This is a genomic window from Massilia hydrophila, assembly GCF_020208145.1.
Taxonomy (GTDB): domain Bacteria; phylum Pseudomonadota; class Gammaproteobacteria; order Burkholderiales; family Burkholderiaceae_D; genus Telluria; species Telluria hydrophila.
Map to the genome: position 1 here is coordinate 60,585 of NZ_JAHYBX010000012.1, position 20,552 is coordinate 81,136.

Annotated in this window: 21 protein-coding genes; 9 read left to right on the forward strand and 12 right to left on the reverse strand. The window is 66.1% G+C overall.

Annotation, left to right across the window (positions count from 1 at the left end):
* Nucleotides 1–34 precede the first annotated feature (34 nt).
* A complete protein-coding gene (locus tag LE190_RS20100; protein ID WP_225240377.1) occupies nucleotides 35–541 on the forward strand; it encodes a hypothetical protein in 507 nt (168 codons plus the stop codon).
* A gap of 124 nt (nucleotides 542–665) precedes the next feature.
* The gene (locus LE190_RS20105; protein ID WP_225240378.1) at nucleotides 666–2,606 is read left to right on the forward strand and encodes a GAF domain-containing sensor histidine kinase; all 1,941 of its coding nucleotides are present in this window, start codon (nucleotides 666–668) and stop codon (nucleotides 2,604–2,606) included.
* 7 nt (nucleotides 2,607–2,613) lie between these two features.
* Here LE190_RS20105 and LE190_RS20110 read toward each other — a convergent pair whose 3' ends face one another.
* Nucleotides 2,614–4,119 carry a DUF3369 domain-containing protein gene (locus LE190_RS20110; protein WP_225240379.1) on the reverse strand — a complete coding sequence of 502 codons (1,506 nt, stop codon included), beginning with the start codon at nucleotides 4,117–4,119 and terminating at the stop codon, nucleotides 2,614–2,616.
* Nucleotides 4,120–4,322: 203 nt separating this feature from the next.
* A complete protein-coding gene (locus tag LE190_RS20115; RefSeq protein WP_225240380.1) occupies nucleotides 4,323–5,063 on the reverse strand; it encodes a DNA-formamidopyrimidine glycosylase family protein in 741 nt (246 codons plus the stop codon).
* A 160-nt stretch (nucleotides 5,064–5,223) separates the two neighbouring features.
* Between LE190_RS20115 and LE190_RS20120 the strand changes: the two genes are divergently transcribed.
* A complete protein-coding gene (locus tag LE190_RS20120; RefSeq protein ID WP_225240381.1) occupies nucleotides 5,224–5,712 on the forward strand; it encodes a DUF3016 domain-containing protein in 489 nt (162 codons plus the stop codon).
* 62 nt (nucleotides 5,713–5,774) lie between these two features.
* Here LE190_RS20120 and LE190_RS20125 read toward each other — a convergent pair whose 3' ends face one another.
* Genes LE190_RS20125 through LE190_RS20135 form a run of 3 tightly spaced genes read right to left on the reverse strand, consistent with a single transcriptional unit; the run spans nucleotide 5,775 to nucleotide 8,010 of the window.
* Nucleotides 5,775–6,881, reverse strand: coding sequence for a hypothetical protein (locus LE190_RS20125; protein WP_225240382.1), 1,107 nt, complete (start codon nucleotides 6,879–6,881; stop codon nucleotides 5,775–5,777).
* 37 nt (nucleotides 6,882–6,918) lie between these two features.
* Nucleotides 6,919–7,404 (reverse strand): hypothetical protein, encoded by a 486-nt coding sequence (locus LE190_RS20130; RefSeq protein ID WP_225240383.1) that lies wholly within the window; start codon nucleotides 7,402–7,404, stop codon nucleotides 6,919–6,921.
* A gap of 12 nt (nucleotides 7,405–7,416) precedes the next feature.
* Entirely contained in the window at nucleotides 7,417–8,010 is a 594-nt protein-coding gene (locus LE190_RS20135) for an RNA polymerase sigma factor (protein WP_225240384.1), read from the reverse strand.
* Nucleotides 8,011–8,123: 113 nt separating this feature from the next.
* On the opposite strand from LE190_RS20135, the gene LE190_RS20140 reads away from it, so the two are divergent.
* Nucleotides 8,124–8,531, forward strand: a complete 408-nt coding sequence (locus tag LE190_RS20140; RefSeq protein WP_225240385.1) for a hypothetical protein — start codon at nucleotides 8,124–8,126, stop codon at nucleotides 8,529–8,531.
* A 7-nt stretch (nucleotides 8,532–8,538) separates the two neighbouring features.
* Here the strand turns inward: LE190_RS20140 and LE190_RS20145 are convergent, their stop codons facing one another.
* Nucleotides 8,539–8,982: a thioesterase family protein gene (locus LE190_RS20145; RefSeq protein ID WP_224946931.1), complete on the reverse strand. Its 444-nt coding sequence runs from the start codon at nucleotides 8,980–8,982 to the stop codon at nucleotides 8,539–8,541.
* A 20-nt stretch (nucleotides 8,983–9,002) separates the two neighbouring features.
* Nucleotides 9,003–10,472 carry a PQQ-dependent sugar dehydrogenase gene (locus LE190_RS20150; RefSeq protein WP_225240386.1) on the reverse strand — a complete coding sequence of 490 codons (1,470 nt, stop codon included), beginning with the start codon at nucleotides 10,470–10,472 and terminating at the stop codon, nucleotides 9,003–9,005.
* A 127-nt stretch (nucleotides 10,473–10,599) separates the two neighbouring features.
* Here LE190_RS20150 and LE190_RS20155 point away from each other — a divergent pair, with 127 nt between their 5' ends.
* Together LE190_RS20155 and LE190_RS20160 are read left to right on the forward strand one after the other, a co-directional pair.
* Nucleotides 10,600–11,244 (forward strand): hypothetical protein, encoded by a 645-nt coding sequence (locus LE190_RS20155; RefSeq protein ID WP_225240387.1) that lies wholly within the window; start codon nucleotides 10,600–10,602, stop codon nucleotides 11,242–11,244.
* A 1-nt stretch (nucleotide 11,245) separates the two neighbouring features.
* Nucleotides 11,246–11,743, forward strand: a complete 498-nt coding sequence (locus LE190_RS20160) for a metal-dependent hydrolase (RefSeq protein ID WP_225240388.1) — start codon at nucleotides 11,246–11,248, stop codon at nucleotides 11,741–11,743.
* A gap of 31 nt (nucleotides 11,744–11,774) precedes the next feature.
* Here LE190_RS20160 and LE190_RS20165 read toward each other — a convergent pair whose 3' ends face one another.
* From LE190_RS20165 to mepK, 3 genes are read right to left on the reverse strand one after another with little or no spacing between them, the layout of a single operon-like run.
* Nucleotides 11,775–12,083 (reverse strand): hypothetical protein, encoded by a 309-nt coding sequence (locus LE190_RS20165; protein ID WP_225240389.1) that lies wholly within the window; start codon nucleotides 12,081–12,083, stop codon nucleotides 11,775–11,777.
* Nucleotides 12,080–12,898: a hypothetical protein gene (locus LE190_RS20170; RefSeq protein WP_225240390.1), complete on the reverse strand. Its 819-nt coding sequence runs from the start codon at nucleotides 12,896–12,898 to the stop codon at nucleotides 12,080–12,082. Before LE190_RS20170 ends, LE190_RS20165 begins: the two co-directional genes overlap by 4 nt.
* Before the next feature lie 4 nt (nucleotides 12,899–12,902).
* Nucleotides 12,903–13,442, reverse strand: coding sequence for a peptidoglycan L,D-endopeptidase MepK (gene mepK / locus LE190_RS20175; RefSeq protein ID WP_225240391.1), 540 nt, complete (start codon nucleotides 13,440–13,442; stop codon nucleotides 12,903–12,905).
* Between the two features lie 174 nt (nucleotides 13,443–13,616).
* On the opposite strand from mepK, the gene LE190_RS20180 reads away from it, so the two are divergent.
* Nucleotides 13,617–14,744, forward strand: a complete 1,128-nt coding sequence (locus LE190_RS20180; RefSeq protein ID WP_225240392.1) for a PQQ-dependent sugar dehydrogenase — start codon at nucleotides 13,617–13,619, stop codon at nucleotides 14,742–14,744.
* A 173-nt stretch (nucleotides 14,745–14,917) separates the two neighbouring features.
* Nucleotides 14,918–17,698 (forward strand): M16 family metallopeptidase, encoded by a 2,781-nt coding sequence (locus tag LE190_RS20185; protein ID WP_225240393.1) that lies wholly within the window; start codon nucleotides 14,918–14,920, stop codon nucleotides 17,696–17,698.
* Between the two features lie 53 nt (nucleotides 17,699–17,751).
* On the opposite strand, the gene LE190_RS20190 is transcribed toward LE190_RS20185, so the two are convergent.
* The gene (locus tag LE190_RS20190; RefSeq protein WP_225240394.1) at nucleotides 17,752–18,819 is read right to left on the reverse strand and encodes a serine hydrolase domain-containing protein; all 1,068 of its coding nucleotides are present in this window, start codon (nucleotides 18,817–18,819) and stop codon (nucleotides 17,752–17,754) included.
* Nucleotides 18,820–18,907: 88 nt separating this feature from the next.
* Between LE190_RS20190 and LE190_RS20195 the strand changes: the two genes are divergently transcribed.
* Nucleotides 18,908–19,498, forward strand: coding sequence for an isochorismatase family protein (locus tag LE190_RS20195; RefSeq protein ID WP_224946941.1), 591 nt, complete (start codon nucleotides 18,908–18,910; stop codon nucleotides 19,496–19,498).
* 14 nt (nucleotides 19,499–19,512) lie between these two features.
* On the opposite strand, the gene LE190_RS20200 is transcribed toward LE190_RS20195, so the two are convergent.
* A complete protein-coding gene (locus LE190_RS20200) occupies nucleotides 19,513–20,499 on the reverse strand; it encodes an LLM class flavin-dependent oxidoreductase (RefSeq protein WP_225240395.1) in 987 nt (328 codons plus the stop codon).
* Nucleotides 20,500–20,552: the final 53 nt, after the last annotated feature.

Below are 20,552 nucleotides of genomic sequence, written 5' to 3' on the forward strand. Positions count from 1 at the left end.
ATGATCTGTGCTTTGAAGCACGAGGAAACCGCACATGAACGACAACATCGAACACGAAGGCGAGGACAGGGACGACAGCGCGCCGGTCCAGGAGGCCCGCTTGTGGCAGGCCAATGGCTGGACCGCGCGCGTGATCAAGAACGAAGACGACGAAGGCTGGGCCGTCGCGATGTACAAGGAAGGCGAGCCGGAGCCGGCGCTGGTCGGGCCCTGGACCATGGGCCGCGACAAGAAAAACCCGAAACCGCTCGACGTCAACGCCTTCAATACCCTGGTCAAGACCGCCTCCGAGGTGATCCGGCGCCATGAACAGCACCTGCACGCCATCCTGCACAAGGAAACCACGGTCGGCACCGAAGACGGCGAACTCACGGTGACGCTCGACATCGTGCCGGACGACGACGATCCCTACGCCATCCTGGCCGCCACCGACATGATGGGCGAGCAGCTTGCCAAGGTGCGGGTGCCTGCCGGTTTCAAGCTGACCGCGGCCTCGGCCGAAGCCTGGATCGCCAACGGTTTCCGCGCACCGCGCGGATAAGGCGCACAGCCGGCAAGCCGAAAAGCCACAATCCGCCGATTTTGCGCGAAGAGGCTTCGGCTGGCGGTCCCGAACTGCTAATATTTCCCATGTGCATTATTCAGTAATTCATATTGGGGAATCAATGGACCGTCTCGCCAGACTGGAAGCCGTCCAGTCGATCCTGCTCGACATCGGAGAGCTGTCGACCAGCTGCAGCGACATTACCGAATTCATCGGCGCGGTACACCGCGCACTGGGCCGCATCATGTATGCGGCCAATTTCTATGTGGCGCTGTGCGACCGCGAGGAAGGCACGCTGCGCTTTCCGTACTTCGTCGACGAGGTGGATGTCGAGGTACCGGTAGCCGGCCACCGGGTGGCCCTGGCCGCGCCGGAACAATCGCCGACCTCGTGGGTGGTGGTGAACAAGCGCCGCCTGATGATCACCGCCGACGACTTCGAGGCGCGCGAGCGCGAAGGCATGCAGTGGGGCCACGGCGCGACCGCCGAGCACTGGATGGGGGCGCCGCTGCTCGACCGCCACCAGCAGGCGCTGGGCGCGATGGTCATCCAGAGCTATACGAAAGGCGTGACCTACAGCGAGGAAGACCAGGCGCTGTTCTCGCAGATCGCGAACCACGTGTCGAATGCGCTGCAGGGCCTGCAAAGCATGGACCGGCTCGAGCGCGCGGTGCAGGAGCGCACCGCCGCGCTGGCGATCGAGGTGGCCGAGCGGCGCCGTGCGGAGCAGGTGCAGCATGCGCTGTACCAGATCGCCAGCCTGTCGGCGCAGGCGCTCGATACCGAGGTGCTGACCACCAACCTGCACCGCATCATCGGTGAACTGATGGTGGCGAAGAACTTCCTGATCGGCCTGTATCACCCGGACACCCAGGAAATCAGCATCCCGTATTTCGTCGACGAGAAGGACGCCGAGGCGCCGCTCAGGCGTTTCCCGCTCGGGAAGGGGATGTGCTCGTATGTCCTGAGCAGCAAGCACGCCCAACTGCACGACGCCACCAGCTTCAGTCACCTGGTCGCCAACGGCCTGGTGCGCGAGCCGCTCGGCAATACCGGCATTGCCAGCTGGATGGGCGCACCGATGCTGGTGCACGACCAGCCCTACGGGGTGCTGGTGGTGCAGAGCTACGACCCCTCGGTGGTCTACACCAAGGTGGAGCTCGACCTGCTGGCCTTCATGGCCAGCCATGTGGCGGTGGCGCTGGCGCGCATGCAGGCCGACCGCAGGATCCGCAAGACCAAGGAAGCGCTGGAAGCACAGAACGCGGCCCTGAACGAGGCGCTGCGCAAGCTGCAGGAAGCGCAGTCGGAACTGGTGCGCCAGGAAAAACTCGCGTCCCTGGGCGGACTGGTGGCCGGGGTGGCCCACGAGATCAACACCCCGCTGGGGATCTGCGTGACCGCCACCAGCCACCTGGTGCAGGAACTCAAGCTCACGCGCGAGGAACTGGCGGCCGGCGAGATGACCGAGGACAGCCTGCAATCCTTCTTCGACATCGTCGACCAGTCGCTGCGCATCATGACCACCAATACCCAGCGCGCGGCAAGCCTGGTGCGCAGCTTCAAGCAGGTGGCGGTGGACCGCGCTTCGGGCGACATCCGCCACTTCAACCTGTGCGCCTACCTGAACGAAGTGCTGCTGTCGCTGCAGCCGAAGTTCAAGGGACGCAAGGTGAAGGTGGAGGTCGACTGTCCGTCCGACCTGGTGCTGGACAGCTCGCCGGGCGCGGTGTCACAGATCCTGACCAACATGGTCATGAACTCGCTGCTGCACGGCTTCGAGCACGGGCAGGCCGGCACGATCGTGGTGCGCGCGCGGCTCGAGGGCGAACAGGTGGTGTTCGACTATGCCGACGACGGGGTGGGGATGGACCAGGAGACCCTGGGCAAGCTGTTCGATCCCTTCTTCACCACCAAGCGCGGCACGGGTGGCAGCGGCCTGGGGGCGCACATCCTGCACAACCTGGTGACGGGGGCGCTCGGCGGCACAGTGAAGGCGGACAGCGCGCCGGGCGAGGGGCTGCGCTACCAGCTGCGCTTTCCGCGCTCATTGAAGAAGTAGGGGCGGATCAGTCAGGCCAGCGCGCATTGATCTCGAGCGCCTTGTCCATGTTCTTGATGAGCAGGTCCACGTAGTAGGGATCGAGGTGGTGGCCGGCCACCTCGCGCAGGTGTTCGGTCACCTTCGCGGCCGGCCAGGCGTCCTTGTAGCAGCGCTTGTGGCTGAGGGCGTCGAACACGTCGGCCACCGCCACGATGCGCGCGTAGGGGTGGATGGCGTCGCCGCGCAGGCCCTGCGGATAGCCGCTGCCGTCGAACTTCTCGTGGTGCTGGTGGGCGATCACGGCCGCCGCCTTCAGGATCGGACGCTGCGAGCCGTCCAGGATCTGCAGGCCCACGGTCGGGTGCTGCTTCATGATTTCCCACTCGTCCTCGGTCAGCTTGCCCGGCTTGAGCAGCACCGCGTCCGGGGTGGCGATCTTGCCCACGTCGTGCATCGGCGCCGCGTGCATCAGGGTCGCGGTCTCGTCTTCCGGCATGCCGGACGCCTGGGCCAGCAGGTGGCAGACCTGTGCCATGCGGCGCACGTGGTTGCCGGCTTCGTTCGAGCGCGATTCGACCACATCGCCCAGGCGCAGGATCAGCTCGGCCTGGGTATCCGTGATTTCCTGGTTGAGCAGGATGTTGTCGAAGGCGATCGCCACGCCCGAGCAGAACACTTCGAGCAGCTGGGAATCGATCTCGCTGATCTCCTCGACGCCCTTGAGCACCAGGAGCGAGGCCTTGCCGCTGCTGTTCGGGAAGTAACCGACATAGGTATCGCCGTGCAGGCGTGCGATGCGGTTATGGCGTGCGTCGTCCAGTTGGGCCACCAGTTCCGGTCCGATCTCGTGGCCTTCCATGTCGCCGATCTGGGCCAGCACTTCGTACTGGCTTTCACCCGTGATCACGCTGGCACCTTTCAGGCGCAGCAGCATGCTCTGCTCCAGGCGCAGCAGCGCCACCACCTGCTGCAGCAGGCCGTTGGCGAAGTCCTTCAGGTTACGCTGCTGGAAGATGTGGGTCGAGGCCGCGATCACCCGCTCCAGGCCTTCGCGGTAGGTCTGCTGGGCGCGGCGCGCTTCCTCGACCTTCATGATGTCGCGGTAGGCGCGCAGGGCGGCGAAGGTGGTGGTAAACAGCTTGGTGCGGTCGAGCTCGGTCTTTTCCTTGTAGTCGTTGATGTCGTAGTCGACGATCACGCGCTCTTCCGGCGCCTGGCCCGGCTGGCCGGTGCGCAGCACGATGCGGGTGAACTGGTTGTCCAGGTCCTGGCGCATCCAGCGCGCCACTTCCAGCCCGCTGTCCTCGCGTTCCATCACCACGTCCAGGAACACCAGCGCGATGTCTTTTTCGCGCGCCAGCACGGCCTTGGCTTCCTCGCCACTGTAGGCATGCACGAAGCTGATCGCGCGGCCGTCGAGGCGGAAGCGGGACAGGGTCAGCTTGGTGATGTCATGGATGTCCGGCTCGTCGTCGACCAGCAGGACTTTCCATGGAGCCAGCTTGGGGGCCGCGTTGGAGAGGAAGGACATAAGCTTACCGTTAACTTGGGTTGATTAATCGCAAAGTAAAGCGGCAAGAATCGTATAAAAGGTAGCCGCAAGTCAAAACGATTGTAGTACGACCACTAGTCCTTAACAACAGGCAACAATAAAAGTGTTGGTTAACGAGATGCCTGGACCCAAAGCCATGCCAAATGCTTAAAAGACCGCGGACCAGCGCTCAGGTGTAGCGCTCAGGCGTAGCGCTTCTGGCAGCGTTCGCAGTAGAAGCTGCGCCGGTTGGTCTTGCCCAGGTTCTGCTTGACGAAAGGGATGTGGCAGCGCGGACAGGTGCGCTTGGCGTGCGCCAGCCAGTGCTGCTTCAACACGTACGCGCGCTTCCAGGCGAGAAAGTCGAAGGAATACTGGCGCGCTTCATCGACCAGCCGGCGCAGCTTGGGCGCGGGCAGGGCGCCCATCGTCGATAGCGGATGGACGCGGATGCGAAACAGCACTTCGTTCTTGATGATGTTGCCGACTCCGGAAAAGATGTCCTGGTCGAGCAGGGCGTCGCAGGCCAGCAGGTCGGGCTGGGCGCGCAGCTTCTTTCTCGCCTTCTTCGGATCCCATGCCTCGGACATGACATCGGCGCTGAAGTCGTAGGCGGTGTAGGTGGCACGGTCGATTTCCCTGACCTGGCAGGCGTACAGGTTGAGTACATCGCCGCCGGTCGTCTCGATGGACAGGCGCGGCGTCTTGCCTTCGCGCCCTTCGTTGATCCGGTAGGTGCCGAACAGCAGGAAATGCACGCGCACCACCATGGCCTGCGTTTCGATCAGGAGGTGCTTGCCCCAGGTATGGATCGCGTCGATGCGCTGGCCCACCAGGCGCGCCGGATCGATCGCACGCACGTTGCCGCTGGCGCGCGCGATTTCCTGGCCCGCGAAACCGGCGAGCAGTTCCTTCAATATGTAGAGCGATGGTCCTTCCGGCACGATACAGCCTCCTTTCCGCCATTGTCGGCTCGGCCGCAACGGACTGGTGTGCGGGGCCTAACATTTGGATACAAAACTTCGACAAAGGGGTGCTGGAAAGCCCAGTTAAAGGGCGTATATTCGGAACATGCAGCAATCCGACAGAGTGAAAGGGAAAGCGATGAAATCGGTGATTGGCAAAGTGGCCCTCGCAGGCCTGCTCGCGCTGGGTGCCGGCGCCGCCTCGGCGGGCGTGACCGTCAATTATGTGGATTCCGACAAGTTTGCGGACTTGCCGTTCGCGCCCTGGGAGCGCAAGGAAGTACTGGACGACCTGGCCGCCTATTTTGCCCAACTGGGCAAGTCGCTGCCCGCCGGGCAGGACCTGGTGGTGGAGGTGACCGACATCGACCTGGCCGGCCGCGAATACCCGAATTCGCGCGGCGCGCGCGACCTGCGGGTGCTCAAGGGCGGGGCCGACTGGCCGATCATCGAGCTGCGCTATACCCTCAGTGCGAACGGCCAGGTGCTCAGCAGTGGCAACGCCAAGCTGACTGACATGAACTACCTGAACCGCATCAACCGCGTGTCCGACGGCGACCGCCTGCGCTACGAGAAGCGCATGGTCGAGGACTGGTTCAACAAGACCATCCTGCAGAAGCGGTCTTGAGGCGCCCTGGCGCATCATGAGGCAACCGGCGCCCGATGCGCCGGTTTTTCTTGTCCCCCGCGTCAATCCTTCCTGCCGGTCCTGGCCCGTGCCTTCTCGTGCGCTTCCCTGGCCAGCGTGCCCGGATCCTTCACCGTATAGTCGGACGGCACGGTGAACAGGGCGGCGGCCGGTTCCTCGCGCTTCAGGCTCTCGGCGCGGAACACGTAGTCGCCGCTGCGCGGGTCGCTGCGCTTCTGGTACAGCACCGCCTGCAGCTCGGGCGAAGTCCAGGTCTCGGTGCTGACCACGATCGGCTGGCGGTTGCCGATCTCGCCGGCTGGGATCGTGTAGCTGCGCTGGATGCCGCTTGCCTTCACGCCCTGGAACTCGCGGGTGCCGAGCTCTTTCGTCTCCGCCTTCATGGCCCACTTGTGGTCGCCCATCGCGCCGGCCAGCATCGGCGCCATCCGCGCCGCGGCCTGGGCCGCGCCTACCTGGGCGATGCGGATCTGTACGTCTCGCTGCTCGCCCGGGCCACCCGGACGTTCGACCTGCTTGATGATCACGCGCTCGCCTTCGGGCAGCTTGCCCTCGCGCCGCAGTTCCTCGATCCGCGCGCGTGCATGTTCGGCCGCGACCCTGGCCTGGACGCCGGCGACGCGCGCTTCGGCGGCCGAGGCGCGCGCGTCGATGGCGGCGGCGCGGGCCGCTTCGCGCGCGGCGGCCACCGTGCCTTGCGGCGCCGAGACCTTGATCGCGCTCTTGTCGCGCGGACGCAGGATGTAGCGCGCGCCTTCCACCGGGTCGTGGATGGTGATGGTGACGACTTCGCCGGCGGCGTCGCGCACCTCGGTGCGGGTACGGCCTGCGCTGTCGCGGTAGCTCAGCGAGCTGGTCTTGCGTACGATCTGGTTGCCGTCGCCCAGGGTCTGGATGCGTTCCGACACCATCTCGGCGCTGTAGGGCGCATTCTTGACCATCCGGGCGCCGGCCATGTGCACCATGGTGGCGCCGCCGCCGATCGCGTCCACGAAGTGCATCCCTTCGCGCAGCTCCAGGTGCCGGTCGCCGCTACGGGTGACGATGCGGTGCTCCATGCGCGGATCGTCTTCCGCACCCATGTCGTCGGCCATGGCCGGGGCGAAGGCGCAGGCCAGCAGTGCTGCAATCAGGATCTTCTTGGTCATCGTCACTTCCTCTCGTGGGTGGGGTTGATGGTGTTGATTAGTTGGCAGAACTGAGCCGCACGGCCAGCGGGTGGCCGTCGGCGGCGACAAGCATTTCGGCGCGCACGGTGTCGGCCGCGTTCTCGGGGCTGAGCGGAACGCCGAGCGGCGCCAGTACGGTGCGCGGCACCTCCGCCTCGACCAGCTGCGCATCCGGCTCGGCGGCAATGCGCTCGAGCGAATCGAGGGCGACGAAGGCGGCGCCGCCATCGAAGCCGACCAGGGGCTGGCCACCCACGCTGACCGCCTGGTGCGGCGACCGGGCCAGCAGCAGCACCACCACCGTCAGCGAGCACAGGGCGCCGGCGGTGCCCCATTGCGGCAGGCTCAGGGCCTGGAACCAGCGCCGCTTCGGCTTGAACCGCTGCTGGAAGGCCTGCATCAATTCCTTTTCCACGCAGCGCGGAGCGTCGATGCCGGCCAGCTCGGCGCGCAGCGCGGCGAAGCAGGGGGCGAGTTGTTCGTGGGTGTCTTGGGTGTCCATTCATGTACTCCATCAATGCGCCAGGCACGGCAGGGGGGCGTGCGCCTTCAGGCGCTTCGCCAGGGCCGCCCTGCCGCGCGACAGGCGCGAGCGGACGGTGCCGATGTCGAGCTGGCAGACGGCGGCGATCTCCTGGTACGACAGCTCATGCAGTTCAAACAGGATGACCACGTCGCGGTAGTGCGGCGGCAGCAGGCCCAGCGCCTGGCGAACCGCCTCTGCCGCCTCATTGCCCAGCAGGCGGGCCAGGGGCTCGGCGCCCTCGGCGGCGGCATCCAGGTCGAGCTCGCCGTCCTCGTCCGGTTCCGCCAGCGCCACCTGGCGCTGGCGCGGCGCTTCCAGCTTCAGGATCAGCTTGCGCGCCACGCCGAACAGGAAATGCTGCAGCTGTCCGCGCAAGGGGTCGAAGGCGAAGCGCCCGGTCAGCAAGCCCATGAAGGCGTCCTGCACCACGTCCGCGGCCATCTCCGGCGCCCCGCAGCGCATCAGGGCGTAGCGGTACAGCGGGCCCTGGTGGCGCCGGTACAGCGCGGTGAAGGCATCGGCGCGGCCGGCATGCGTCTGGTGCAGCAATTCGTGGTCGGCGGTGTCAATGGCGGCGGTCATGGTCGTGGTGGTCGTGTTTACCTGTATTCCACCGGAACCGCCGAAAAGTTCCAACTATTTTTGGAGGGTCAAACCTGCTATCGTATTCACACCTGATTGCCACATGGAGCAGCATGAAACCGATCGCCCTCGCTTTCGCTGTCGGCGCAGCCACGATGTCCCTGCCGGCGCATGCGCAGGCGCAGGCCTGCCCGGAGCTTGACGCCCTGGCCCGGCGCATCGGCATCACCTTCGCCGGTTTTACCCGCCCGATCCCGGTGGCGACAGGGCCGGACGGATCGGGCACGGGGCGCATGCTGCAGCTGCGCCTTCCGGCGCCGAGCTTCGTCAGCGACGGGTTCCGGCACAAGGTGCTGTTCAATACCGCGAGCCGCAAGCTGTGGATCCTGCGCACCGGCGGCCTTGCCGGCGTGCGCGAGTGGTATGGCCCGGTCGATGCGGGCGATGACAGGCTGGAGAATTGCCAGGACCAGCCGGAACCCGGGCAAGAACGGGTTCTTGAACTGAAAATGTGGCCCTGAGGGCGTTTCAGTCGATCCAGTTCACGCGGTCGAACTTGCCGCGGAAATCCTCCGGCATCATCACGACCTGGTTGGTCTTGTAGTTGTAGAAGACGAAGCCGGACTTGGCCATGGCAACCAGCTTGCGGTCGAGCGGGCGGGAAATGCGGAAGATGATGTCGCCGCCGTACTTGTTGAAATCCATGACGCCCACTTCGAACAGCAACTGGTCGCGCGCATGCGCTTCGGCGCGATAGGTGGTGGCCAGGTCGGTGACGATGATGCCGGTGCCGTCGCGCTCGGTCTCGGCCACGCCGAACTCGAACAGGAAGCGCGCGCGCGCCTCGGAAATCATCGAGATCATCGAATCATTGCCGAGGTGGTTGGCGGCGTTGATGTCGGTGACGCGGACCGACATCGGGGTGGAGTAGTAGAACTGGTCTTCGGGGAAGTTGAGTTGTAAGCGTGCCATCTCTCTATTCTAAGCTAAGCTCAGGGCGTGGTCGACCGTACGATTTTATAGGCAATGCCACGCGCGCTCAGCACATACAGCTCGCCCTGCCCATCCTGGCCAAAGGAGACCACGTTGCCGATGCTGCCGACGTTCCACTCGCGCTGTTCGCCCACGGCCGTGCCCGAGGCAAGGAAGCTTTTCAGGAAGCCGCGGCAGTAATCCGAATAGAAATAGCGTCCCTGCAGGCCGGGAATCGCGCTGCCGCGGTAGACGAAGCCGCCGGTGATCGAGCAGCCATTCACACTATTGCTGCCATGCTCGTACTCGAAGGCGGGCAGGGTCAGGCCGCTGCGCTCGCAGCTGCTTGCGTTGTAGCACAGCGTGCCTTCCATCGTGTTCCAGCCATAGTTCAGTCCGCCTGCCGTGGCGGCGCTGATGTTGACTTCCTCGCGCCGGTCCTGGCCGACGTCGCTCAGGTAGAGCTGGGCGCCGTCGAAGGAGAAGCGCCAGGGGTTGCGCAGGCCCGCGGCCCAGATCTCGGGGCGGCGTCCGGCCTGGCCCGCGTACGGGTTGCCGGCCGGGATGGCGTAGGGTTGGGCGGCGCTGGCCGCGCGCACGTCGATGCGCAGCAGCTTGCCCAGCAGGGAATTCAGGTTCTGGCCATTGCCGAAGGGGTCGCCCGCGCCGCCGCCATCGCCGGTGCCGAGATAGAGATTGCCGTCCGGCCCGAAGGCGAGCTGGCCGCCGAAATGGTTGGTGTAGGTCGGGTGCGGGATGCGCAGGATCACCAGGTTCGAGGTCGGGTCGGCCAGGTTGGGATTGCTGCCGGTATTCAGGCGCTCGATGACGATGTTCTGCTGGGCATCGGTGTAGTAGAGGTAGAAGTAGCCGTTGCGCGCGTAATCCGGATCGAAGGCCATCGACAGCAGGCCGCCTTCGCCCGCGGTGAGCACGCGCGCGCTGATGTCGAGGAAGGGCGCGCTCATGAGATTGCCGTTCTCGACGATACGGATGCGTCCCGGCCGCTCCACCACGAACAGCCGGCTGTCCCCTGGCGGAGCGGTGAGGTAGGTGGGGTTGTCGAGGTTGGCCGCGACCTGGCTCAGCGCGATGTTCACGGCCGCCCCGCCATAAGAGACGGTGACGCTGGCGGTGGTACCGGCCACGATCACGGCGCTTTGCGTGGCGGGCGTTGGGGTATAGGTGATGCCGCCCGCGGTGACGGGCGCCGCCGCCACGTTGTAGCTGCCGGGGGCGAGGCCGGCCAGGGTCTGCGAGCCGCCCAGGTCCTGCTGGAAGCCGGCTGGCCCGCTGACCCGCACCGAGGCGTTGACGCCGGCGGGCAGGCCGCTGGCGACCAGCGCCAGCGAACCGGTCGTGGCGGCGGGCGGCTGGGTGGGCGTACCCGGCGTACCGGGATTGCCGCCGCCTCCGCCGCAGGCCGCCAGGCCAAGCAGGGCCAGCAGCATCAGCAGCACCAGCAAGGGATATCGCTTCCACGCACGCATGACAGCCTCCGGGATTCCACCAGTTCGCCAGCACATCGGTCCCGGCATTGTGCAGCGAATCCGCGCACGGTGCCATCGAATTCGCCAGCCGTGCGCGCCCCCGGCGGCCCGGACTTACGCCGCATGCATGAAAATGGCATTCGGCTTGCCGCGAGCGCAAGCCGGGGCCTACACTGCACCCGATGCAAGTGGCAGCCGCCCTGGCCGCTGCCGGTTTGTTGCGCAGCCAGCGCAAATAATGTCCTGCGACAGAAAGCGCGCCATGTCTTTCAGCGGTGAACTCGATGGCAGGCTGGTGGTGGATGGCACCGTGCGCAGCCAGGGGGTACGTGTCTGGCTGGGCGATAGCGTCCTGTCCTTGAGCGAGCCCGGATACTCCAGGCTCAGCATCAGTTTCGCGCCTTTTAGTGTTTCCATGATTCTCACGCAACAGCGCAAGTGCATGGAGCAAGGCTTGTACTTCGACTTCAAGGGGCACGACCTCGGCGGCATCAGCGAAGGCCCGCTGGGACATCCCGGCGACGGCGAGTACAACGTCCGGACGATCGTTGCCTTTCGGACCGACACGACCTACTTTCCCGATCATATCCAGGTCGACATCCAGGGCCGGAGCGCGTCCGGCACCGATGTCTTCGATGCCAGCAAAGTCCTTCCCGCGGTAACGTTTTCAGCGCATTTCGCCATTCCGAAAGCGCGTTTCGCCGAAGTCTTCGAGTTGAAGGAGCATGTGCATGCCTACCTGACGACGGTGTTCGACCAGGTGTTTGCCTGACATGCCGTTCACACCATTTCACCTGGGCCCCGGAGCGCTTTGCAAGGCCGTCGGCGGCCGGCATTTCAGCTTCATGGTATTTGGCGGCGCGCAGGTGCTGATGGATATCGAGCCGCTGATCGGCCTGCTGCGACAGCAGCCCGCCCTGCACGGCCTTACCCACACGCTGGCAGGCGCGCTGTTCATCGGCATCGCTGCGGCACTGCTGGGGCGGCCGGTCAGCGAATGGGTATTGCGCCTGCTGTCCATCGACCATGCCCGCCTGCGCTGGCGGGCAGCGGTCGCGGGGGCCTTCATCGGGACCTATTCGCACGTCATGCTCGATGCGCTCATGCATGCCGACATGCGGCCATGGTGGCCGCTGGCAGAAGGAAACGCCTTGCTCGGGGCGATTCCGCTCGGCACGCTGCACCTGTTGTGCATGGGCTGTGGCGTGCTTGGCGCCGCATGCCTTGCCCTGCGGGCCCGGCAGCGGGCACGCAGCAGGCGTGATGCCTGAAACGGTCGGCGCGGTGGAGCGCCGGTGGCCTTCAGGGCGGACCGGGCGCGCGGGTACGGGTCTTGGCCACCGTGCCGGCAGGATCGATGAGGACGACGAATTCCGCGAAGCGCCCGCCGCCCGCGGGGGACTGGTACAGCCAGGCCTCGTAGCCGCTGTCGAAGACGACCGATTTCGTCGGTCCGAACGCGGCCAGCAACTGGGCCTTGGTGGTGCTGCCGGGGATGATGGCCTGCTGCAGGCGCTCGGCGGGCACCTGGGCGCCGGGCGGCGCCGGCGTGCCGGCGCAGGCGCCCAGCGCCAGCGCCGCAGCCAAGGCAGCAAGGCGTGCGCGCGTCATGGCCGGTCCTCCATGTACTCGAACTCGACCAGGGTGTCGTCCGGCCAGGAGCTGTCCCAGATCGGCGCATAGAAGGTGCGGTCGAGCATGACCTGGCAATCGCAGTACCGCAGGTCGGCCTTGCTCTGCTCGCCGCCCGCGTACAGCATCTTGAACGGCAGGGTCTCGACACGCGCATCGGGACCGGTCCCGGCGCGCAGGCGCACCGAGAACAGGGGACGCTCGGCAAAGAACAGGTAGTTCCCGTCCGGGCTGTTGCAGATCTGTTCGGGCGTGGTCAAGGCGTTCGCGATCCAGCCGAACAGCGGGGAACTGTTGGACACCAGGCCGGCCTCGACCCCGACCCGGCACTCCAGGCGCATGTCCCCCAGGCGCCGCGTGCCGGGAGGCAGGCCGGGGGTGACGATCAGGGCGCGCCAGGTCATCGAGGTGGTCTTGCGGTTGGCCAGCACGGCGGCGTCCTCGCGCAGCGCCTGGGCGTGGCGGGGCAGCACGAAACTGTTGTCCGGCGCCACCTCGACCGGCACACTGACGGTGTTGCCGGCCACGCGCAGGGTAATGCCGTGCATGTTCACGGTCGGCAGGCGTGGCAGGAGCTGGAAGCGCAGCGGCGCCTGCGGGGCCAGGGCACGCTCGCGTTCGAAGCGTTCCATGCCCTTGATCATTTTTCTGTAGGATTTGTCTACTGGGTCACGGGTCGATTGCACCGTGACGGTGGCGGGCTGCCCGGCGCCCTGCGCCAGGGCAGGGGCGGGGCCGGCGAGTCCATGCAGGATCGCCAGGCCGGGGATGACGCGGAACCGGAGCCGCGCCATGGCATCACCAATAACGGACGCGGCCGGTATCCATGTGGACGAACTGCGAATCCGCGTAGTAGCCGACACCGCCGCCCTTGAGCGACATGGCCGCCCGGTGCAGCATCTTGAGATCCTTGCCCGGCAGGCGGATGTCGATCGCCTTGGCGTCCATGTGCAGGCTGCGCTTGGCCACGCCATCGCTGGCGGCATGCAGCTTGGCGTTCGACTCGGGCGAGCGGTAGCCGGAAATGATGTGCAGCTCGCGCTGGTTGTCCAGCTTGTCGTTGAGCTGGGTGAGCAGCAGCAGGAGCGCAGGGTCGATCTGCGCCACCTTGTTGTTGCGGTGGTCGCGCAAGACCTTGTTGATGTCCTTCATCGCGTCCGGGATGAACTCGCCCTCGGCCCAGAATACGCTGCGCAGCTTCTCGCCCGTATGCGTGTTATACAGACGCAGGCTGCGCTCGCCGGGAGCGGCTTGTGCCGTTTTGGCAAGTGCTGGGAGGCTGAGGGTGGGTGCTGCAAGGATGAGGGAGGACTTCAGGAATGCTCGGCGTTGCATCATCGGATGGAATCCTTATGGCTGGTTCGCTCAAATGTGAATTCTACGCCCCTTGTGTCAAACGTGCAGAGAAAATGCAGCAAAATGCGGTAAACAGGCCACTTTGTTAATCATTCGACCAATCCAGGGAGATATTTCATGCTAAGAAGTCAACGAATTGCCGGGTTCCTTGCCAGCTTGTCCACACTGGCCAGCGCCGGTGTACTGGCGCAGGGCGTCGCTCCGGTGGCAGAACCGCCGGCGGCCAGCGGCTGGAAGCTGGAAACCGTCGCCGACGGCCTGCCCCAGCCCTGGGGCATGGCCTGGCTGGCCGATGGCCGCTTGCTGGTCACGGGCAAGAAGGGTACGCTGCACCTGGTCGATGGCAAGCGCGTCGAGAACATCGCGGTGGAAGGCTTGCCGGCCCTGTTCACGGAAGGCCAGGGCGGCCTGCTCGACATCGCCGTGCACCCGCGCGACAAGGGCCCGAATCCGCGCATCTACATGACGATGGCGAGCGGCACCTCGGACGCGAACCGCACGGTGCTGGTGCAGGGGGTGTTCGATGGCAAGCGCGTGCACGGGATCAAGACCCTGTTCACGGCCTCGCCGTCGAAGAGCGGCGGCCAGCACTTCGGCTCGCGCATCGTGTTCCTGAAGGACGGCACCCTGTTGATGAGTATTGGCGATGGCGGCAATCCGCCCCAGCGCGTGGGCGATATGCTGGCGCGCGACCAGGCGCAGAATGTCGGAAGCCACAACGGCGCGATCCTGCGCCTGACCGACAGCGGCCGCCCGGCGCCGGGCAATCCACTGGCCGGCCAGCAGGGCGCGCTGCCGGAGCTGTGGAGCATCGGCCACCGCAACATCCAGGGCATCGCCGCCGATCCGCAAAGCGGGCGCGTCTGGGCCAGCGAACACGGCCCGCGCGGTGGCGACGAGATCAACGTGATCGAAGGCGGCAAGAACTACGGCTGGCCGCTGCAGAGCTACGGCCTGGACTACAAGACCCGCGAGCCGGTCGGCAAGCAGGTGGTGCCGGGCATGGTGCAGCCGATCGTCGTCTGGACCCCATCGACCGGCGCATCGGGCCTGGCCTGGTACACCGGCCAGGCCTTCCCGGCATGGCGCGGCAGCCTGTTTTCGGGAGGCCTGGCCACCGAGGACATCCGCCGCGTCGCCTTCGATGCCCAGGGCAGGGTAGTGAAGCAGGAACGCCTCGCGATCGGCAAGCGGGTACGCGACGTGCGCCAGGGGCCGGATGGCCAGCTGTATGCGCTGACCGACGAAGCGAAGGGCAGCCTGTTGCGGATCGTCCCCGATTAAGCGGCCGGCCAATGCGCCTTGCATGGATTCTTTGTATGTATGTAATTTATTCTTTGTTGCAATAACGAAAGCTGCCTAGAATGCATGGATCGGCCCGCCAGCTCGCACTGGCGTGGCCGGTTTGCGGCATTTGCCGTTTTCCATCCTGACCAGGATGATCCTTTGGAGGCAGCATGGCAGTATCCGTTCGTCGTACTCTCCAGATGGCCGTAGCGCTCGCGCTCGCCACTGGCGTATCCGCCGCAAGCGCGGCCCCGGCCAAGTCTTCGGCCAGCACACCCGACATCCCCATCCCTGACGTCAAGTACACCAAGTTCACCCTGAAGAACGGGCTGACGGTGCTGGTCCACGAGGACCACAAGACGCCGGTGGTGGCGGTCAACACCTGGTACCACGTCGGGTCCAAGAACGAAAAGCCGGGCAAGACCGGCTTCGCCCACCTGTTCGAACACCTGATGTTCGGCGGCAGCGACAACTTCAAGAAGACCTACCTGAGCGCGATGCAGAGCGTCGGTGCGACCAACCTGAACGGCACCACCAACCAGGACCGCACCAACTACTTCCAGAACGTGCCGACCTCGATGCTGGACTATGCGCTGTTCGCGGAAAGCGACCGCATGGGCCACCTGCTCGGCACCGTCGACAAGAAGACGCTCGACCTGCAGCGCGGTGTCGTGCAGAACGAAAAGCGCCAGGGCGAGAACCAGCCCTACGGCAAGGTCTACGAGCAGCTGCTCGCCAACTCCTACCCGGTCGGCCACCCGTATTCCTGGACCGTGATCGGCAAGATGGAAGACCTGGACGCGGCCTCGATGACCGACGTGCAGGAGTGGTTCAAGACGAACTACGGTCCGAACAACACCGTGCTGGTGCTGTCCGGCGACATCACCCCGGAACTGGCGCGCCAGAAGGTCGAGCAGTACTACGGCCACATTCCGCCGGGTCCGCCGCTGGTCAAGCATGAAGCCTGGATCGCCAAGCGCACCGGCACCCGCCGCGTCACCATGCAAGAGCCTGTGCCGCAATCGCGCATCTACCGCACCTGGAACGTGCCGGGCGTGAATACCCCGGAAGAAGCGCTGCTCGAGCTGGGTGGCCAGGTGCTGGGCGGCGGCAAGACCTCGCGCCTGTACAAGCGCCTGGTGTACAAGGACCAGATCGCCACCAGCGCCGTCGGCGGCAACAACGGTTCGGAAATCGGCGGCCTGTTCAGCATGATGCTGACCGCGCGTCCGGGCGCAGACGTCGCCAAGATGGAGCGCATCGCCGACGAAGAGCTGAAAGCCATGTTGAAGAACGGCCCGACCGAGGAAGAGCTGCGCCTGGCCAAGACCACGATCCTGGCCCAGTACACCCGCATGATGGAACGCGTGGGCGGCTTCGGCGGCAAGAGCGACCTGCTGGCCGCGTGCCAGACCTACACCGGCAATCCGGACTGCTACAAGGACTACCTGCAGCGCGTCAAGGACGCCACGCCGGCGTCGGTGAAGAAGGCCATGAACGACTGGCTGAGCGACGGTGACCTGGTCGTGCAGGTCGATCCATTCCCGACCGGCCTGGCCGCGGGCAAGCCGGGCGTGGACCGCAGCAAGGAGCCGGCACTCGGCAAGCCGATGGCCCTGAAGCTTCCGGAAATGCAGAAGACCACGCTGTCGAACGGCCTGAAGGTCGTGCTGGCCGAGCGCCATGAAGCGCCGGTGGTCAACTTCCAGCTGCTGGTCGACAGCGGCTACGCCTCGGACGCGAACGACAAGCCGGGCGTGGCCAGCCTCGCCATGCGCATGCTGGAAGAAGGCACCAAGACCCGCAAGTCGCTGGAAATCGGCGAAGCCTTCGAAGGCATGGGCGCCCAGTTCGGCGCCAGCGCCAACCTGGACAGCGGCATCGTGTACATGAACGCCCTGAAGGCCACGCTGCCACAGGCGCTGAACCTGTACTCGGACCTGATCCTGAACCCGTCCTTCCCGCAGAACGAGTTCGAGCGCCTGCAGAAGGACCGCCTGGCCGCGATCGCCCGCGAGAAGACCGTGCCGGAGTCGCTCGCCGCGCGCATCGTGCCGAGCATCCTGTACGGACAAAACCATCCTTATGCCAAGCCATTCACCGGCACCGGCACCGAGGAAGCGGTCAAGCGCATGACCCGCGACGACCTGGCGAAGTACCACGCCACCTGGTTCAAGCCGAACAACGCCACCTTGCTGGTGGTGGGCGACACCACCCTGGCCGAAGTCAAGCCGATGCTGGAGAAGGCCTTCGCGTCCTGGCGTGCCGGCGAGGTGCCGAAGAAGGTCCTGACCAAGGTCGCCGCGCCGGAGAAGAGCGTGGTCTACCTGGTCGACCGTCCGGGCGCGCCGCAGAGCGTGATCGTGGGCGCCCAGCTGTCCACGCCGCGCAACGATCCGGATGCGCTGCCGCTGGAAATCGTCAACGACGTCTTCGGTGGCACCTTCAATTCGCGCATCAACATGAACCTGCGCGAAAACAAGCACTGGTCGTACGGCGTGCGCAGCAACCTGCAAGCGGCCCTGGGCCAGCGTCCGTTCATGAGCGTTTCGCCGGTGCAGACCGACAAGACCCGTGAATCGCTGCAGGAACTGGTGCGCGAGTACCGCGATATCGTGAGCGGCAAGCCGATCACGGCGGAAGAGCTGAAGGGCGCGGTCGACAACAGGACGCTGGGCCTGCCGGGCGGCTTCGAAACGGCCGGCCAGCTGACCAGTGCCTACACCAACATCGTGCAGTACGGCCTGCCGGACGACTACTACAACACCTATACGCAGAAGGCGACCTCGCTGACGCCGGCGCAGGCCAATGCGCTGGCGGCCCGCAGCTTCACGCCGGACCGCCTGGTGTGGGTCGTGATCGGCGACATGAGCAAGGTGGAAGCGGGCATCCGTGCGCTGAACATCGGCGAAGTCCGCAAGATCGACGCCGACGGCAAGCCTGTGCAGTAAGCGCGAAGCGCGGCTGGATGGCGCTTGCAGGATGGGCGGCTTGAGCGCCCATCCTACATAGCGTCAATCAAGGCCAGCGCGATCTTCGCCTGCTCCGCCTGCTGCATGTCGGTATTGTTCAGCAGGACCACGGCCCGCCCGTCGGCCGGATCGTAGGCGAGCAGCGTCTTGTAGCCGCCAATGGCGCCCGCTTCCCAGGCCAGGGAGCGGGCGCCTTTTTTCGTGGCGAGGGTGTGGATCTTGCCGCCCAGCGCATAGTCTTCCTGCGCCACCACCACGCTAGACAGCGCCTTGCGCGCTCCTTCCGACAACAGCGGCGTGCGATAGACGGCGTCGGCGATCTTCACCAGGTCGGCGGCCGTGCTGTACAGGGTACCGCTGGCGGCCACCATCGGCGGCACCGCCGGGATCTTGCGCTGGCCGCTGGCGCTGTAGGCCACCGCCATGCCCACTTCGTCCTCGTAGCCGGTGGCGGCGAAGCTCGTGTCGCGCACGCCCGCGGGGGCCAGCACCAGTTCTTCCACGGTCTCCGTAAACGGTTCCCTGCGCGCACGCTCGACGACGGCCGCCACCAGGATCCAGTTCGTGTATGAATAGTCCCACTGCTCGCCCGGCCGCGCGACCGGGGCGCCGGCGCCGAAGCGCAGGGCGGCTTCGACCGGCCCGATCTCGAGCTTCTCGACCGCCCGGTCCTTCTTCAGGGCCTCGGCCAGGCCGTTCGGGATGCCGCTGCGGTTCGACATCAGCTGGCGCAGCGTCACCGCGCCATTCGCGGCCGGCAGCTCCGGCAGGTGGCGCGCGATCGGCGCGTCGAGCGCGAGCGTGCCCATGTCGGCCAGGCGCAGCACGGTGACGGCGGTGATCCACTTCGTGATCGAGCCGACCAGGAAGCGCGTGTCCCTGGTGATCGGCTGGTTTTCCTCGCGCAGGGCCTGGCCGCGGGCCTGGACCACGAGCGTCGAGTGCGCATCCTGGCGCACGGCGGCGACGCCGCTGAAGTCGGCGGGCAGGTGGCGTTCGATCAGCGGGACGGTGCCGAGCCGGGCCAGGACGGCGCAGCCGGACAGCAGGGAGCCGGAAGCGGCGAGCGAGGAAAGGCGGATGAACTGGCGACGATGCATGCTTGCTCCAGGAAGAATCGGTCGGGGCATTGTAGCGGTGTGCGCCGAAGATGGCGCGAATCGTCAATACTGCGCGCAGGAGGAAGCCATGAACGAACCATCCCTGGACCTGGCGCGCACGGCCCTGGTCCTGATCGACCTGCAGAACAGTAACGTCCAGCGCGAACTCGCGCCCTACAGCGCCGAGCAAACGGTCGGCAACTGCGTGCTGCTGGCGCAGGAAATGCGCACCCGCGGTGCGATGATCGTGTACGTGCGGGTGCTGGTGGGCGAGCTGCCGGCGCCGCTGGCCGACGCGCCGATGCGTTCGCCGGGCGCGGCCGCGCCAGCCTACGATGCGTCGGAACTGAGCGCCATGGCCGACGTGGAGGCGACCGACATCGTGGTCGTCAAGCGCCAGTGGGGCGCCTTCTATGGCACCGAGCTGGACCAGCTGCTGCGCCGGCGCCGCATCGATACCCTGGTGCTGGGCGGCATCGCCACGAATTTCGGCGTCGAGTCGACCGCGCGCGCGGCCTTCGACCGCAACTACCGGCTGGTGTTCGCGGAAGACGCGATGAGCAGCTTCGATGCCGAGGCGCACCGCTTCGCCGTCAGCAAGATTTTCCCGCGCATGGGCAGGGTACGCTCGACGCGCGCCCTGATCGACATGCTGCAGGCGGGCACCGGCGACGCCTGAGCCGCCGGCCGCGGTCAGCCCTTGCGGTTGATCTCGGCCGTGATCTCGTAGGCGCGCAGGCGCGCCGCGTGGTCGAATACCTGCGAGGTGATCATCAGCTCGTCCGGGCGGGTGCGCGCGATGAAGCTGCGCAGCTGGCTTTCGACCGTCGCCGGGGAACCGATCGCGGTGCAGGACAGCACGCTCTCTAACATCATGCGCTCGGCCGTGCCCAGGCGCTCCAGATAGCCCGGCACCGGCGGCTGCAGCCTGGTCGGCTGGCCGGTGCGCAGGTTCACGAAGGCCTGCTGCATCGAGCTGGCCAGCAGCTGCGCTTCTTCGTCGGTGTCGGCCGCGAACACGTTATAGCCGAGCATGACGTAGGGCTTGTCGAGCTGCTTCGAAGGCCGGAAGGTCGAGCGGTAGATGTCGATCGCCTGCAGCATCATCTGCGGCGCGAAGTGCGAGGCGAAGGCATACGGCAGGCCGAGCGCCGCTGCCAGCTGGGCGCCGAACAGGCTCGAGCCGAGGATCCAGACCGGCACATCCAGGCCCGCGCCCGGCACCGCGCGCACCGGGCGGCGCGGCGCATCGGCGAAATAATCGAGCAGCTCGACCACGTCCTGCGGGAATGCGTCGGCGCTTGATTCCAGGCTGCGGCGCAGGGCGCGCGCGGTGGTGTGGTCGGAACCGGGCGCCCGGCCGAGGCCGAGGTCGATACGTCCCGGGAACAGGGAAGCCAGGGTACCGAACTGCTCGGCAATGACGAGCGGAGCGTGGTTGGGCAGCATGATGCCGCCGGCGCCGACCCGGATCGTCGAGGTACCGGCGGCCACGTGCCCGATCAGGACCGCGGTCGCGGCGCTGGCGATGCCGGGCATGCCGTGGTGTTCGGCCAGCCAGAAGCGCTGGTAGCCCCAGCGCTCGCCATGCCGGGCGAGGTCGAGTGAACGTTGGAACGAGGTTGCCGCGTCGCTGCCTTCGGTGATGGGCGCGAGGTCGAGTATCGAGAATGGGATCATCCATGCATGATACGCCGATGCGTTTTTTCACGTGTTCCGGAGGTGAGAAATTG